Genomic DNA, 15423 nt, shown 5'->3' with positions numbered 1-15423 from the left:
TCCGCCGGGCTCGCCATGACGGCGTCATTCGCAGCGGCGGCGGGAATGTCGGAACTCTCCATCGTCCAGCCTCCTGTCTGAATGGCCATGATGATGCAGCAGAGCGCGGCCAAAGCAATGCCAAGACGCTTCACTGTGTCAACTCCGTACGTCTCGAGCCGAGCACGGTAGCTCGCTCGAATCGCCGAGGGGTATCGCCGCGGGTTGACGCCGGATCATCCCGCCCGCGCATCAAACGCCGACCCCGGCACGCGGCGCCTTGCGCGCATTCTAGCCCGGCGCCACTCGCAAGTCAAACGTCTGTGCACCCCGGGCGCTGCCCGGTCCCGGCCGCCGATCCCACGCGACGCGGAACTCCGTTAGGCGGCTTTGCGTCGAATCGGTGGGGTTCGTGTTCGATAAGAGGCTGCGCAGGCCTCGGGGCTGCGCTCACGGACCCCGTCCCGAAGGAGCCACGGCTGCTGCTTTGGGAGCGGAAACGCTCAGGCAGACGAACGTGATCGCAGCTCTGAGGCGCGCCCCCTGCATCGCGCCTCGGCGGTTGCGATTGGCAGGAATCGCGCCAAGGCCCAGCGAACTCCCGATACGGCAGCGCGGTCGAAACCAGTACAGGGCGCGGTGCGGCGCGCTCGCGAAGGCATGGTACTGTGAGGGCGGAACACGCCGCGAGGGGTGTGGTGCCGGGCATTGCCGCGGCAGCGGTTGGGCTGCTCGTGATGGCCGCGTTCGCAGCGCTCGCCGCAGATGTTGAGACCCGAGCGACTTACGGTTTCGACGGCGTGGCGCGGCCCGAGCGTTGGTCGCCGGTCACAGTCGAACTCACCAACCGCGGCCCGGAGCGCGAGGGCCTGCTCGTGCTCGCCCCCGGCGAACGCCGCTTTGCCCAGGCCTACCAGCGGCGCGTCGCCTCGGTTCGCCTTCCCCAGGGCTCGCGCCAGCGCCACACCCTCTTCTGGTATGATCCCTCGGGGTTTGGGGTGACGCCGGTGGCGATCTTCGCGGGTAGGGCATCACACGAGCCCGGCGTCACGTACGTCCGCGAAGAGCAGAGCCTGCTCGTCGCGACCGGATTCCCGCCGGGCGCTCTCGGCTATCTATCTCAGGTGGAGCGCACGCGGTTGTCATCCGGTCCGGCTCACAGCGGCGGGCCGTACGGCCCGTATGGCGGCGGGAGCCAGCCAGCGATCAAGGGCAATATCGTGCCCGCGCACATATCGCCTGGGCGCTTGCCCGAGAATCCGCTCGCTTACTGCCAGGTGGATCTCCTCGTCCTCGGTCCGGTGTTCGCGAGCGATCTAAGTCCCGGCCCGCACGGCGCGCAGGCGGCGATCACGTCGTGGGTGCGCACCGGCGGCAACCTCGTCATCACCGGCGGCGCCGACGCCGCCAGGCTCGGCGATCCCTTCTTCCAGGCGCTGCTTCCCGTGGAGGGGCTGACGGCCTCAGACACGACAATCTCCTCCGGCCTCAGCGCCTACGCCCTGTCGATCCCGGAGTCGGTGCCCGTCGTCGCAGGGGTGCCCAAACCAGGCGCCCGCGTCCTCGCGCAGGAAGGCGGCGTGCCTCTGGTCGTGCGCGGTCGCGTCGGCAGCGGCACGGTGACGTTCCTCGCCTTCGATCCGACTCAGCCGCCGGTGGCAGCGGCGGCAGCGCTGGAGAAGCTGTGGCTGTCCTTCTTCGACGACCGCGCGCGGCTCTATTCGTTGCAGGAGGTGAGCCAGGTCAGGGGTATGTTCTACGACGGCGTTACCAGCATCAAGGAGATGAGGGCGCCATCCCTGCTTATGGTGGCCGGCTTCCTGGGGCTCTACTTCCTGCTCTTGATCCCCGCCAATCACTGGGTCCTCGCCCGCCGCAGGCGGCGCGAGCTCGCATGGGTGACCACGCCCATCATTGTCGCCGCGTTTTTCATCGGCGCCTACGCATTCGGCTACAGCATCAAGGGGCCGCGGTTGCTGGTCAACCAGAGAACGCTCATGGAGGCGGGCGAAGGCTCGCCGGTCGCGCTGGCGCTCAGCAACTTCGGGGTATTCTCGCCGGCCCGCCGTGCGTACGACATCCGCGTTGGCCTCGATCAGGCGCTCGTCACTGAGGTTTCCTACGAGGACTGGGGCAATCCGTACGGCTACGGGCGCCGCGGACCGCAGCCCAGCGCCGGGCTGGTCCATGACGAACTCGAGCCGTGGGTCGAGCGCGCACAGATCGCCATGTGGGGAATGCGAGTCTATGGCGCTGAGGGCGTTGTGGACATGGGCGGCCCAGTGCGGTCGGACATTCGCATGGAGCGCACCCGACTCGTCGGCTGGATTGAGAACGACACCAAGTGGACGCTCAAAACCCCGACGCTGGTGGCGCCCGGGGCCCACACAGGCCTGCCGCTGCAGGATATCGAGCCGGGGAAACGCACGGAATTCGACATCGTCGTCGATCTTACATCTTCCGCGGCGCCATCGGGAATGTCCGCGCTTACTGCCATCGGTTCGTCACCGGGTCAGCGACGCCGGCTCCGGCTCCGGGCAGACGAGGCGACGGCGGCCACGCGCAAGCTCGCCTCGCCGCAAGCGCCACGACGCCGGCTCCAGGGAATGGAAGAGCGGGCGGTGAGCGCGCTGATGTCCCCGAAGCGCCTCGTATCGCAACTCGGCCTGCTGTGCCACGTCGCGCCGTCACCGATCCCGATTGATGTGGGCCGTGAGTGCGACTACAGCGACCAGACGCTGCTGCTCGTGCATCTGCCGCTGCAAACCGCGTCCCGGCAGGTGCGGCTTCCGGCGGGTTCCTACGTCGCTACGTCCGATACCGGCCTGCCGGGCGGCGGTCTGCAAGCCTACTTGGCCAGCGACCGCGACGTGATCTACACCTTCGAGCCTCCGCCGGACCTCGCCGGCATCCGCGTGGACGGCCTCGAAGTCATTTGTAACCTCGCAGGTGACGCACACGGGCCCCCCCTGTGCGACGTATCGCTGTACGATCGCAGCGGTGGAGCATGGGAGAAGGTCGGAGCGGCGCCGGCGGCGGACGGCGGCGCACAGGCGCCGCGGGCGGGCCGGTGGGGAGGCGTGCAGCAGACCATAGTCGTGCCTGAGCCTGGCAGATTCGTCGCCGAAGACGGGACAATCAAGGTTCGCCTAGTGCGACGCGAGGACGTCCCGGGGGTCCAGGTCCACCGCGTGGATATCATCGTCTCAGGCGAGCGGTAAGGCAGTCGTGTGGGGTGGCCGCATTGTGCAGAACCTGATAACGGACAACCCGATCGTGCGGCGCGAGGCGCGACTCCGTTTCTGGCGGGAGTGGAGCCGCAGGACCAAGCTGGCGGCGATCGCTGCGGCGATGATCGCCGCAGCAGCCTTGGCGCTTGCGACCCGGGGGCTCATAGGGGCAGCTGGCCTCGCCGAGCGTGCGACGCTGATAATGGTGTACGCGGTGCTGCTGGCGCTCGGCGCAGCGGTCGTCGGTGCGCGCAGCGTGGCGGGCGAGCGCGAGGTGCGCACGTGGGAGCAGATGCTCATCACGCGGCTGCAGCCGGTGCACCTGGTGGTGGGGAAGGTAACGGGAGTGCTGTGGCCGATCATCGGCGTGCTGGTGGTGACAGCGCCGGGGCTGTGGATCTGGTTGCTGCATTCCGACAGGATCACGGGAGGGAGTTGGTCGGTCTTCCTTCCCGCCGTGCTCTTCTCTCCCGTTGGCTTCGGCGACATCGGAGGCGGCGGCATGGATACGGGCCTGTTCTGGGTCTTCACCGCGGGGCTGCTGTGGGTGATCCAGGGCGCGGCGCTCGGCGTGTTCGCTTCGCTGCGCTATCGCAGCACCGTGAGCGCCGGCGTGCTGACCTTCGTGCTCCTCGCGGTGGTGCTGATCCTCAACCTCTCGATGCTGCTCGTCGGTGGCCACGGGCTGGTCGAAAGCCCGTGGTTGATCTACCTCGTGCGTTACGCGCTGGTTCCGTCAGGCGTGATCCTCATCCTCGCCGCCGGTCTTGGGCTGGCCGCTCGCCGCCGCCTGGCGAATCCCGGCGCCGCGGCCGCCGCGCGCAAGGCGCTCGCGCCGCTTGCGTTGCTGTTCGCGCTGGAGCTGTGCCTCAAGTGGATCCACTCGGGCGCGGTGGGCGGCGATTACATGGCGTTGGGGCCGGCGCGCTTGATGGTGGTCAGCGTGATCGTCGCGTGGGGGTGGCCGATCGCGGTGATCCTGATTGCGCTCGGGCTCGCAACGTACGAGTTCCGGGAATTCGACCGCTGGATCCAAGCGGGCCAGACCGCCGCAGGGAGATGAAATGAGCGCGATACTCGAACTCCGCGGGCTGACCAAGAAGTTTGGCAATGTCGTCGCGGTCAACGATGTGTCCCTCAGCCTCGAGCCGGGAGACTGCTTCGGCTTCATCGGCCCAAACGGGGCCGGCAAGACGACCACCATTCGCGTCATCGCCACCCTGCTCGACCCGACCGCGGGTACGGCGATCGTTGACGGCGCCGACGTCACGAAGCAGCCCGACGACGTGCGCGCCGTCGTCGGTTACATGCCCGACTTCTTCGGCGTGTACGACGACGTGACGGTGCACGAGTACCTCGACTTCTTCGCCTCCGCGTATCGCATACCATTCGACCGCAGGCGGCGCATCATCGAGGACGTGCTCGAGTTGGCGGACCTGGCGTCGAAGCGCGATACCTTTGTCGATACCCTGTCGCGCGGCATGAAGCAGCGCTTGTGCATGGCAAAGACGCTGGTGCACGACCCGAAGCTGCTGATCCTCGACGAGCCTGCCTCGGGCCTCGATCCCCGCGCGCGCGTGGAAATCAAGGAACTGCTGCGCGAGCTGACGCAGATGGGCAAGACGGTCTTCGTCTCATCGCACATCCTGCCCGAGTTGGCCGACATCTGCAACAAGATCGGCATCATCGAGCAAGGCCAGCTCCTGGTCAGCGGCCTCGTCCAGGATATCATGCAGCAGGTCGTGGGCCGTGCCGCCCTGCGCATTCAGATCGCCGACGGGGAGTGCGAAGCGCTCGCGGAGTACGTGCGAACCGTGCCCGGCGTCGTCGGCGCCCGCGTGGAGAATCGGGCGGTCGTTGTCCACTGCGACGAGTCGGGCGTGGATCAGGCGCAGCTGCTGCGCGAGCTGATCGAGCGCGGCTTTCGCATCGCCGGCTTTCACGAGATCGAAGCGGATCTCGAGGATGTCTTCATGCGCGTGACGCGCGGGATAGTGAGCTGACATGGGAGCACTGGCCACCGTCTCCGACCGGATGCACCTGTGGAGCCCGGTGCTGGTCAAGGAACTGCGCACCCGCATGCGCGGCGCGCGGCCGGCATGGCTTCAGGCCGGGTACGTCTTCGCCATGCTCGTCGTGATGGGCGCGACCTACGCCGCGCAGGTGGGAACCAGCGGCAGGTTCGGGCCGTCACTCGGCTTCCAGCTCGGCCGCGCGCTGTACCTCGCGCTGTTTATCGTGCAAGCGATCCTGGTGGCGCTCATCGTGCCCGGACTGACGGCGGGAACGATCTCGGGCGAGCAGGAGCAAAAGACCTACGACATGCTCGCCGTCACTCGCCTGCGCTCGCGGCAGGTGGTCGTGGGCAAGCTCTTCAGCGCCTGGCTGTTCGCCGTCCTGCTGCTCACCACGTCGCTGCCGCTCGCGGCAATGTGTCTGCTCTTCGGCGGCGTCTCGCCCGCGGAGTTGATGTGGAGCTACGGCATCGTTGCGCTGTCCGCGCTGATGCTCGCGGCGGTCGGTCTGTGGTGGAGCACGGCGGTGGCGCGAAGCCTGCTCGCCGTCGTCGGCGCGTACGCCACCACGGGCGGCCTCCTGGTCCTGTCGGGAATGCTCGTCTTTGATCCTGTCGCGACGGGTGTCGGCTACACTCTGGCCCCCTCAATCTTCGGCGCGGTCAATCCCTTCGGCGCGATCTACTTCGCCTCGAATGCCGTTGCGGTCTATGGCTGGAATATTCCGACCGGCGTCGCGGGGGCGGGGCTGCTCGTGGCAAGCGCGGCGCTGCTCGCCGCCGCGGCCTCGCAGCGGCTGCCGCTTCTCGGCCGCCGCAGAGGTGTCGTCGTCCGGGCGCTTATGCTGCTCATCTTTGCCCTCTTCGCGTTTCTCGCCGTCGGCAACTACGGACAGGCTCTGCGCGGCGCCGTCACACCCGGGACGATGCGCATCGTCTGCGCGCTCAGCGCTTGCCTCATCATCTCGCTGCTGTTGCTGCTCGTCCCCGTCATCGGCGCCGGCGAGCTCGAGTCATCGCCGCGGCGGCGCTTTCTCTCGTGGCTCGTGGGCGGCCTGTCTCCTCGCCGCATCCTTCAGCCGCAGGTCCGCTCGGCGCTGCCGTTTCTGGTTATCCTGGCGCTGGTGGGCTTCGGCACCGTAATCGGCGGCCTGTGGTTCTTCGCTCCGAAGCACAGCGCGACGTGGCTCGACCCGCTCCTGCGCGGTGCCGCCCTCGCGCTCGCGGCGGTCTTTGGGTGCAGCATGCTGGGCGTGTGGGCGACCCTGCTCATGCCCGGCCTGCGCGGGCGTCTCGTGCTCGGCGCGACCCTGGTGATCGTCTACCTCCTCACGCTGCTGGTCGTTGCCACTGCGCCGTCCGGCCCCCGGTTACTCAGCGTCCAGTTGGCTTACGTCAATCCCGCGGTCACCGCGCTGTCCTTGGCCAAGCCCCAACTCTACGCTTCGCTGGGCACGCTGCACGGGTGGGCCGGCCTGGGTGTCATCGGCACATCGGCTGCAATCTATGTCGTCATCGGTATGGTGGCACTAGCGGGCGCAGCAGTGGCGTTCAGGCGCCACGTGTCACCCGAGGAGACGGGCGATGAGTGAGACTTCGAGGGTACCGGCGGATGCCGCGCTGCGCTTGACGGCGGCGGTCAATCGCTTCCGTCGCCGCGTGCGCATACTACGGGCGGAGCGAAGCGCGAGCCTGGGCTTGGCGGCGGGCCTCGGGTTGGGCGTCGTGCTGCGCATCGCCGAACTCCTGCATCTGTTCCAGCCCGCCATGTGGTGGTACGCCGTCGCCGCCGGCGTGCCGGCTATCGGCATGTGGGTGTGGGCGTTTCTTCATCCGCCCAGCCCGCTGGTGGTGGCAGCGGCCGCTGATGCCCGGCTGGGGATCAAGGATCGTGCAGCAAGCGCTCTCGCCCTCGGCGCGTCCCCGGAGCCGATGACAGCCGCGCTGGTCGAAGATGCGGCGGAGCACGTGACTGCAGCCGTACCGCGCGCCGTTTTCCGCAGACGAATCGCTGGCCGCTTGTGGCCGCCCGCGGCCGCGGCCGCGGCGCTCGCGCTGGCGATATTCCTGCCGCAGTGGCCTGCCCTGCAATCCGCGGAGGCTCGCGCCGAGCGCGCCGAGCTGAAGGCCAAGGCCGAGGAGTTCGAGCGCCTGGCCGAGGAGATCGAGCAACTGGCCGAGCCGGAAACCGAGGATATCGCGGAGCAGGTCGCGGCCAACATGCGCAGACTGGCGCGGGACCTGCGGAAACCGGCGATGACCCAGAAGCGCGCGCTGTCCGAGATGAAGGACGCCGCCAAGCAAGTTGCCGCCGCCAGGGCGAAGATCGAGGAGCAGTCATCCAAGAAGCTCGCGCAGGCAGGCGCCGAGCTTTCGGACGTGGCCTCCGCCGCGGCCATGGCGCGGGAGAGCGAACGCTTGCGCGACCTGCGCGAACTGGCGCAGCTCAAGGAGTCGGGGCTCAGAGACGTCGAGACGCTCGAGGATCTGGCTGACCTGAACGCGGAGGGCCTTGAGCGGCTCGCGAATCTCGAACCGGGGAAGTTCGACGAGCTGAAGCGGCTGGCAGACCTGGATCCGCAGAGCTTCGAGAAGCTCACCAACCTCAGCGCCGAGGACTTGCACAAGCTCACGGGGCTGAGCCAGGAGCAGCTCCGGCGCCTGGCGGAACTGGCCCGGCGTGCGAATGCCCGCAGCCTGTATTTGAACCTCGACATGCCTCAGGATCTGCTCGACGCGCTCAACGAACTCTTCGCCAAAGAGGACTATCTCGCGGCGCTGGAGCTGATGCAAGCGCTGATGGAGAAGCTGCAAGAGCGGCTCAAGGCGCAGCAGTCCGGTGAGCCGGGCGAGCCGCCCGAGTTGACCGAGGAGGAACTCAAGCGGCTTCAGGAAGAGCTTGAGAAACTCGCCGAAATGCTCAAGAATACCGACCTCGACGAGCTGGCGAAGAAGCTCCGCGAGATCGCGGAAGCGCTGTCCAAGATGGATATCGAGGAATTGCTCAAGCGGCTCCAGGAATGTGAGGGCTGCTGCGGCGGCATCGGCGTTGGCCTGGGATTGCTGCCGGGCCTTGGCAACTGCTTTGGCGCCTGCGCGGGCTTCGGGATCGGGGCCGGAACGGGCTACGGCGTCGGTCCCGACCGCGGCGGGCATCGCTATGTGCCGGGCGTGACGGATCGGCCGATGGGGCCGGCGCAGCGTACCCCGGCGCAGTTCGGCGATGTCAACATCAGGGGCCGGTTCGGCGATGAAGGCGACGTGATGGCGACCGAGGTCTATGCGCCGCCATCGGCGGATGGCGAGGGCGGCAAGGTTCCGGTCTACCGCGTTCTTCCCAGCTACCGCGAGCAGGCCGAGGATGCCTTGCGGCAGGAGGAAGTGCCGCCGGAGCACCGCGCGCGCGTGAAGAAGTACTTCGATTCCCTGACATCGGAATGACGCCGGAAGGAGCGATCGGTATGGACGACGCGGCCCGGGCAAAGGCCGAGGCGGAGGGATTTCGCCGGGACTTCTCGTCGCTGCGCGATGGCGTGGCGAAGATGATCGTCGGCATGGAGCAGGTCGTTGACGGCACGCTGACGGCGCTCTTCGCCGGCGGCAACGTCCTGCTGGAGGGCGTCCCCGGGCTGGGCAAGACTCTGCTCGTGCGCACCCTCGCGCGAGCGGTCAACCTCAAGTTCGCCCGCATCCAGTTCACCCCCGACCTCATGCCCGCCGACATCACCGGGACGAACATCCTCTACGAGACCGAGACCGGCGCGCGCGAGTTCCGCTTCGAGCACGGCCCGGTGTTCGCCAACATCGTGCTCGCCGACGAGATCAACCGCGCCACGCCGAAGACCCAGTCGGCTCTGCTCGAGGCGATGCAGGAGCACTCCGTCACCATCGCCGGAACGCTGCGCCGACTCGAGGAACCGTTCTTCGTCATGGGGACGCAGAATCCGATCGAGATGGAGGGAACGTATCCACTGCCCGAGGCCCAACTCGACCGCTTCCTGTTTAAGCTCCTCGTGCCGTACCCGAGCCTCGAAGAGTTGGGGACGATCATGGATCGCACGACGACGGTCGAGGAGCCGGCCGTCGAACAGGTGCTCAGTGGCGAGCGGGTGCTGGAGATGATGCGGCTGGTGCGCTCGGTGCCGATCGCGCCGCACGTCCAGGAATTCGCGCTGAGATCAGTGCTGGCGACTCATCCCGACCACGACAGCGCGCCGGAGAGCGTGCGCCGTTACGTCCGTTACGGGTCGAGCCCGCGCGGCGGTCAAGCGCTGGTGCTCGGCGGCAAAGTCGCGGCGCTGCTCGACGGCCGCTACAACGTCGCCCTGGCCGACCTACGGGCGGTCGCGCCGGCGGCTCTGCGCCATCGCATTCTCCTCAACTTCGAGGGCGAGGCGGAGGGCATCGCCGCGGACACGCTCATCGCCGACGCCCTAGAGACCGTGTCGGCAGCCCAGCCGGCGCTGGAGGTATGATCGTTGGCGGTTGTTGACGCCGATACCGCGCCGCGGGAGCGCGACGAGGACCAGGCGCTGCTCTCGCCGGAGTTCCTGCGCCGCCTGGAGCGGCTGCGCATCGTGTCGCGGCGCACTTTCCTCGGTCGTCAGCGCGGCGAGCGGCGCAGCCCGCGCCGGGGCGCGTCGGTGGAGTTCGCCGACTTCCGCAATTACGTCCCCGGCGATGACCCGCGCTACCTCGACTGGAATGCCTGCGCGCGCCTGTCGCGCCTGTTCCTCAAGCTGTTCGTCGAGGAGGAGGACCTCTACGTTACGGTGCTCCTCGACACCAGCGAATCCATGGCATTCGGCGCCCCGAGCAAGGCGCACTGCGCCAAACAGGCGGCAGCGGCCATCTCGTACATCGCGCTGTGCAGCCTCGATCGGCTTTTCGTTCACGGCTTCGCCCCCAGGCTGGGGGAAAGCATGGGGCCGCTGCGTGGCCGGGGATGTGCGCCCCGGTTCATCCGCTGGCTCTCGGGCGTGCCGATCGGCGGCAGCACCGACTTCGCGGGCGCACTCAAGTCCTTTGCCCTGCAGGCGAGCAAGCCGGGGATCGCGGTGGTGATTTCCGACTTCCTTGCTCCCGACTACCAGGACGGCCTCAAGGCGCTGATGCAGCGTAAGTTCGACATCACGGCGATGCAAGTGCTGGCGCCGGAGGAGATCAATCCGGACCTCGCCGGCGATCTGCGCCTGGTGGACAGCGAAACGGGGGAGACGCGCGAGATCAGCGTAACGCGCGGCCTGCTGCGCGGCTACCTCGAGCGCTTGTCCGGATTCGAGAGCGAGTTCAGCCGCTTCTGCCTGCGCTACGGCATCAACGGGCTGCTCCTGACCGCCGGCGAGTCGTTTGAGGATCTGGCTCTGCGCGCGCTGTGGCGGCGCCGTCTGGTGACCTGACATGCCCTTCCTGTTGCCCCTCGCGCTGCTGTGGGCGATCCCGGTCGTCGCGGTCGTCATCGTGCTCTACCTGTTCCGGCTGCGGCGGCAGGATCGGCGCGTGTCGTCGCTCATGCTGTGGGGGCAGGCGCTGCGCGAAATGCAGGCGAACGCGCCATTCCGCCGGCTGCGGGCCAACTGGCTCATGGCGCTTCAGATCCTTGCGGCACTGGGCCTCGTCGTCGCGCTGGCCCGACCGTACGTCACCGTGCCCGGCGTGTCCGGTCGCTGCGTCGCCGTGGTGCTCGACACGTCGGCGAGCATGCGCGCGAGTGACGTCCGCCCCAGCCGTTTCGCGCGCGCGAAGGCGGAAGCGGCGACGCTTATCCAAGGGCTCGGGCGAGCCGATGAGATGTGCTTCGTCGTGGCGGGCGCCCCGACGCGCGTGGCGACGCCGCTGACCTCCGACAAGTCCATTCTGCGCGGCGCCCTCAATACGATTGAGGCCACCGACGGTCCCGCGCGCGGCGACGAAGCCATCCGGCTCGCGCTGTCCCTCATCCGCGGCCGTTCGGGAGGACGAGTCGTCGTCCTCAGCGACGGCGGATTCCCAAACGTCGAGGCTGCTGCTGACACCGAGGCGATCTCGTTCGTGCGCATCGGGGAAGGCGAGGACAACGTCGCCATCATTGCGCTCGACGCGCGGCCCGGCCCGGATGGCCGCCCGCTCGCGCTCGCATCCGTGCGCAACTTCGCGAAGCGGAAACACACGCCGGATCTGGAGATCAGGGCGGACGGCAAGCTCGCCGATGTGCGGCAGTTGTCGCTGCCGCCCGGGCACGAGGTGTCGCACGTCTTTCCGGTGCCTCCAGGCGCGCAGCGCGTCGAGGTGCGGCTCGATGTGCGGGACGAACTAGCGGCCGATAACGAGGCGCATCTCCTGGCGAGCGCAGGAAAGCAGAGCAGCGGTGTGCTGCTGTCCAAGGGCAATCTGTTTCTCCAGAAAGCGCTCGCGGTCGAGGCGCACGTCTCGTTTGTGCGCTCCTCGTCACCGGCGGACCTCGCCGCGGGCCGCTGGGATGTGTACGTTCTCGACCGCATGTGCCCGGACCGGCTGCCGGAGCGCGGAGGGTTTCTCTTTATCGCGGCGGCGAATGCACAGGCGCCGGTGACGGCTTCGGGCGTGGTGCGAAACGCGGAGGTCACGCGCTGGGATCGCGACCATCCCGTCACGCGCTGGGTTGACTTCGCGGACCTCAGGATGGAGAAGGCGCACAAGGTGGCTCCGCGGACGTGGGGCAAGCCGCTCGTCTTCGCCCGTGAGACACCGCTCGTGGTCGTGGGACAGCGCGACGGCGTGCGTGCGATCTACGTCGCATGGGATCTGCTCGATTCCGACTTTCCGCTCCGCGTCGGGTTCCCGATCTTCATCAGTAACTGCATGCGGTGGCTCGCCGGAGACGTTGGCGGGGCGTTGCTCGCGAACATGAGGACCGGTGAAGTCCTCGCGTGCGCCCCGGGTATGGAAGCGGGAAGCCTGGAGGTGACGATGCCCGACGGCAAGACGGCCGCCGTTCCGCTGCGCGACGGCGGCGCCGCGGTTCGACTCGAGCGGGTCGGGGTTTACGAGGCGCGCGCCGGTGACTACCGCGCCGTCGCGTCGGCTAACCTTCTCGACGCTCAGGAATCGGACATCACACCGCGCGACGCCCTGATGGTCGCGGGCAGCGAGGTTGCCGCCGTGGGCAAGCGCCCCCGGCGCACACACGAGTACTGGCGGTGGGCGGTGTTGGCGGTGCTCGCGCTCTTCGCCCTGGAGTGGATGGTGTACCACAGGCGGATCTGACGATGGTCGCGGCGGTGACGTAGAGTCGAGATTGTGGGAGCAGCGTTCACACATCCCTGGTACCTGCTGCTGCTGCCCGTGGCGGCGGCACTGTTCTGGTGGGTGGCTCGCGACAGCCTCGCCGGGCTCACCCGGCGGCGGCGACGCGTCAGCCTCGGCCTGCGCATTGTCGCGGTGGCGCTCCTCGTCGCGGCCCTCGCCGGATTGCAGGCGGTGTATCGGACGCGTGCCACAGGCGTCGTCTTCGTGCTCGACGTATCCCGAAGCTTGCCGGCTGAAGCCACCGACCGTGCGCTCGACTACGTCGCGCGCGCGGTCAAGCAGATGCGTCCCAACGATCGCGCGGCAGTGGTCGTATTCGGCGCCGAGCCTTCCCTGGAATGCTCGGCCACGGCACGGCCGAGCATTCCAACGATTCACTCGCGTCCGCCCGCGGATCAGACGGATATCGCCGCCGCCCTCAGGCTTGCGTTCGCGGTGCTGCCCGAGCGCTGCAGCAAGCGCGTCGTGCTCCTTTCGGATGGGGTCGAGACGCGCGGCGACGCCCTCGACCAGGCGCTCTCCGCCCAGGCGATGGGCATTGAGATCAGCAGCGTCGTTGTCTCGCGCACGCTGGAGCAGGAGGTGATGCTGGAAGAAGCATCGGCGCCGGGGCAGGTTCGCACGGGGGAGCCGTTCGAGCTTCGGGCCGTCGCCTCCGCCACCGCGGAAGCCGACGCCGTGCTCCGCGCCTACCGCGACGGCGTGCCGGTGGAGTCCAAAGCGGTGCGCCTCGCGCCGGGCAAGAACGTCTTCACGCTCACTGAAGGGGTTGACGCCCCGGGCTTTCACCGCTACGAGGTGCTGCTCGAGGCCGCGCAGGACTCATATGCGGAGAACAACCGCGCGCTGACCTACACCACTGTGCGCGGCGAGCCGCGGTTGCTCTACGTCGAGGGGGATTCCAAGATGGCCGCCCCCTTGCGTAAGGCGCTCGAGGAGCACGACATCGCGGTGGACGTCGTCGGGCTCGGCGGCACGCCCAAGACTGCGGCGGATATGGCGGCCTACGACGCGGTGCTCTTCTCCGAAGTGCCCGCGACCGCGCTCCACCCCGACCAGATGAAGCTGATCAAGAGCGCGGTGTCGGACCTCGGGGTCGGCTTCGGGATGCTCGGCGGCGAGTACGGCTTCGGCGCGGGCGGGTACTTCAAGACGCCGATCGAAGAAACGCTTCCCGTCAACATGTCCATCCGCAAGTACAAGGTAATGCCGGCGGCGGCAATGGTGCTGGTCATGGACACCTCGGGCAGCACCGGCGAGATGGAAGGCAGTGTCAGCAAGATCCGCCTCGAAGCCGAAGCGGCGATCGCCACCGTCGAGTCGCTTCAGGATTCGGACCAGATCGCGTTCGTCGTCAGCGGCGTCGGAGTGCCGCTCTTGGCTCCGATGCGGCGCGCCGGGAAACGCGACGATATCATCAGCGATATCTCGCGCATGAAGAGCGGGGGAGGGGGCATCTTCTGTCGCCCGTCGCTCGAGATGGCCTACCGCCTGCTGCTGGATACCGAGGCGCGGACGAAACACGTTGTCATGCTCGCCGACGGCTCCGACTGCGACGAGCAGGAGGGATGCGTCGCGCTGGCTGCGGCGATGCTCCGAAAAGGCATAACCACCACCACAGTCGCGTTCGGCAACGGCCCGCACGTGCCATTTCTCACCTCCGTCGCGGCGGTGGGTGGAGGAGGGTTCTATCTCGCGAAAGCCGGCTACCAACTCCCGCGCATCTTCACGCGCGACGTGCTGCTCGCGTCGCGGTCGCTCATTGTGGAGGAACCCTTCGCGCCCCAGGCGAGGCGTCACGAGACGATTGCCGGCATCGACTGGAAGCGCGTGCCGCCATTGCTCGGATACGTCGCCACGTCACCGAAATCGCTGGCGTCGGTGCCCTTGGAGACGTCTCAGGGCGATCCGCTGTTCGCGGCTTGGCGCTTTGGCCTGGGGCGCTCCGTCGCGTTCACCTCTGACGCGAAAGCGCGCTGGGCGGCGCACTGGCTGGTCTGGGGCGGGTACGGTAAGTTCTGGCCGCAGGCGCTGCGGTGGATGATGCGCACTGCCGGTGACACCGGATTGCAGCCAACGGTGAAGATAGATCGCGGCGAGGGGACCGTGTCCGTGGATGCCGTGACCCCGGGCGGGCAGTTTCGCGATTTCCTGGAGCTGAAGGCGAACGTTGTCGCGCCCGACGCGACAGCGCAGACACTCGACATGCGCCAAACCGCGCCCGGGCACTACGAGGCGAAGTTCCGGGCTGAGGACATCGGGCAGTATGTCGTGACGGCCGTCGAGAACGGCGCGCCCATGGGCACGACCGCGGCGGCGGTGCCCTTCCCGGCGGAGTACAGGCGGCTCGAGCCGGACCGTCACCTGCTCGGGGAACTCGCCAGGCGCACGGGCGGGACGCTTGACCTGAAGCCGGACGACGCCTTTCGTTCCGGCCCCCCCACGCGTTACCCGCAGGACCTCTGGCACTGGCTGCTGATCGCGGCACTCGCGCTGTGGCCGCTCGACGTCGCGCTGCGACGACTGGTCATCAACTGGGCGCAGATCGCGGAGGCTATCGGCGCGCTGCGCGTTCGGGTGCGGCGCCAGCCCGAGGTCGCTCCCGTGGCGACCGGGACGCTGCTCGAACACGCGCGCTCGGTGCGGCGATCACGGCGGCGTGTTGAGGCCGGCTGGCAACCGGGCCAGCCGGACTTCTCGCCGCCTGAGACGCCGCCGGTAGCGACGCCACAGGCGCCGCGCGGTGAGGAGGTCGAGGCGCCTCGCGAGGGCGTCCGCGAGCCCGAGGAAGTAACTGAGGATTACGCCACGACCGGCCGGTTGCTCGAATCCAAGCGCCGGCGCCGCAAGCAAGGACGGCCGCCAGAGAACTAGCGGGAAGACGCGCCACACCGCGAGCGCCAGCGCGGCGGACTGTGCGGGAGCCGGTGCCCT

Annotated in this window: 9 protein-coding genes; all 9 read left to right on the top strand. The window is 68.2% G+C overall.

The annotated features are described in order from the left end of the window. Positions 1–647 precede the first annotated feature (647 nt). The 9 genes from JSV65_18550 to JSV65_18510 are packed head-to-tail and all read left to right on the top strand — an operon-like array spanning position 648 to position 15363. Positions 648–3200 (top strand): hypothetical protein, encoded by a 2553-nt coding sequence (locus JSV65_18550; GenBank protein ID UCH34498.1) that lies wholly within the window; start codon positions 648–650, stop codon positions 3198–3200. A gap of 25 nt (positions 3201–3225) precedes the next feature. Beyond that, positions 3226–4272, top strand: coding sequence for a hypothetical protein (locus JSV65_18545; protein UCH34497.1), 1047 nt, complete (start codon positions 3226–3228; stop codon positions 4270–4272). Between the two features lies 1 nt (position 4273). Beyond that, on the top strand, positions 4274–5212 hold the full coding sequence (locus JSV65_18540) for an ABC transporter ATP-binding protein (protein UCH34496.1): 939 nt from the start codon (positions 4274–4276) through the stop codon (positions 5210–5212). 1 nt (position 5213) lies between these two features. Next, positions 5214–6815: an ABC transporter permease gene (locus JSV65_18535; GenBank protein ID UCH34495.1), complete on the top strand. Its 1602-nt coding sequence runs from the start codon at positions 5214–5216 to the stop codon at positions 6813–6815. Further along, positions 6808–8664: a hypothetical protein gene (locus tag JSV65_18530; protein UCH34494.1), complete on the top strand. Its 1857-nt coding sequence runs from the start codon at positions 6808–6810 to the stop codon at positions 8662–8664. Before JSV65_18535 ends, JSV65_18530 begins: the two co-directional genes overlap by 8 nt. Before the next feature lie 20 nt (positions 8665–8684). Continuing rightward, a complete protein-coding gene (locus JSV65_18525) occupies positions 8685–9698 on the top strand; it encodes an AAA family ATPase (protein ID UCH34493.1) in 1014 nt (337 codons plus the stop codon). Positions 9699–9701: 3 nt separating this feature from the next. After that, positions 9702–10622: a DUF58 domain-containing protein gene (locus tag JSV65_18520; protein UCH34492.1), complete on the top strand. Its 921-nt coding sequence runs from the start codon at positions 9702–9704 to the stop codon at positions 10620–10622. 1 nt (position 10623) lies between these two features. After that, positions 10624–12447, top strand: coding sequence for a BatA and WFA domain-containing protein (locus JSV65_18515; GenBank protein ID UCH34491.1), 1824 nt, complete (start codon positions 10624–10626; stop codon positions 12445–12447). Positions 12448–12480: 33 nt separating this feature from the next. Next, positions 12481–15363 (top strand): VWA domain-containing protein, encoded by a 2883-nt coding sequence (locus tag JSV65_18510; GenBank protein ID UCH34490.1) that lies wholly within the window; start codon positions 12481–12483, stop codon positions 15361–15363. Positions 15364–15423: the final 60 nt, after the last annotated feature.

Source organism: Armatimonadota bacterium (assembly GCA_020354555.1).
In the GTDB taxonomy this organism is placed as follows: domain Bacteria; phylum Armatimonadota; class Hebobacteria.
This window is presented reverse-complemented; position numbering and strand designations above follow the sequence as displayed.